Below are 821 nucleotides of genomic sequence, written 5' to 3'. Positions count from 1 at the left end.
AGTAGTAGAGAAAATATAGTAAAAAAACCTTGTAATTTCAAGGTTTTTTTTATTTCACTTTTTATAGAATTAAATATAAATAAAAATGTGCGGACAATTTAACGGACAAGTTTACAAATAAACCGTACGAAAAATCCCCATTAAGTAACGCTTTGTGTATCTAGAAAAAAATTATCTCATAAAAGAGAATCAGCACTGAATTGAAAAAATAAAATAGTTTATCTAGCTTCAAGGATGTAAACAACTGTGCCCAGAAAATTTAAAAAATGAATAAAACAATATTCATATGAGTATAGTTGGACTAAGTGTTCCGCATTCGGAACCAAAAAAACATCCTTACTGGATGTTTTTTATCTGTGTCACGATTTCATTGTGTTCGTTAATTAATTTCGTTAACTGTTCCGCCAGTTGAGGATCATGCTTCCTCGCTAGAATAGTTTTTAAGACGTCGATTGCTTCACGCGTCTTAATTAATTCTTTTTGTAACTTTTCGACTGCATTCAATTTCCCCATGTGACACCCTCTTCTTTCAGATTAGTTGAACCGATCAATAACTGTCCGTTAAGCATACCAAATAATGCGGTATAATGCACTCAGAAAATAAGCGAATGAGGAGTAACATCATTTATACTTCACTAAACACGAGAGATTAAATGGTCATGAAGTAGAAGTTTCTGAAATAGAATGCCTTATTCTCTTGCGGAATGTAATGAAGAGATTATCTAAATTGAGCGGCTACTTTAATTCGTACGGATATTCGCATACTTTGTTGTGATGGTAAAAAAAGGTCCCTAGCAGTAGTAAATTGTACCCTTTGTAAA

1 protein-coding gene is annotated in these 821 nt (G+C 32.4%); it reads right to left on the bottom strand.

Going from position 1 to position 821, the window contains the following annotated elements; translation table 11 throughout:
- Nucleotides 1-336: 336 nt before the first annotated feature.
- Nucleotides 337-513 carry a hypothetical protein gene (locus CN514_RS26090; protein ID WP_176526079.1) on the bottom strand — a complete coding sequence of 59 codons (177 nt, stop codon included), beginning with the start codon at nucleotides 511-513 and terminating at the stop codon, nucleotides 337-339.
- Nucleotides 514-821: the final 308 nt, after the last annotated feature.

This window comes from Bacillus sp. AFS001701, assembly GCF_002559405.1.
Taxonomy (GTDB): domain Bacteria; phylum Bacillota; class Bacilli; order Bacillales; family Bacillaceae_G; genus Gottfriedia.
The sequence above is the reverse complement of the archived record's forward strand: the minus strand, read 5'-3'. Positions and strand labels throughout refer to the sequence as shown.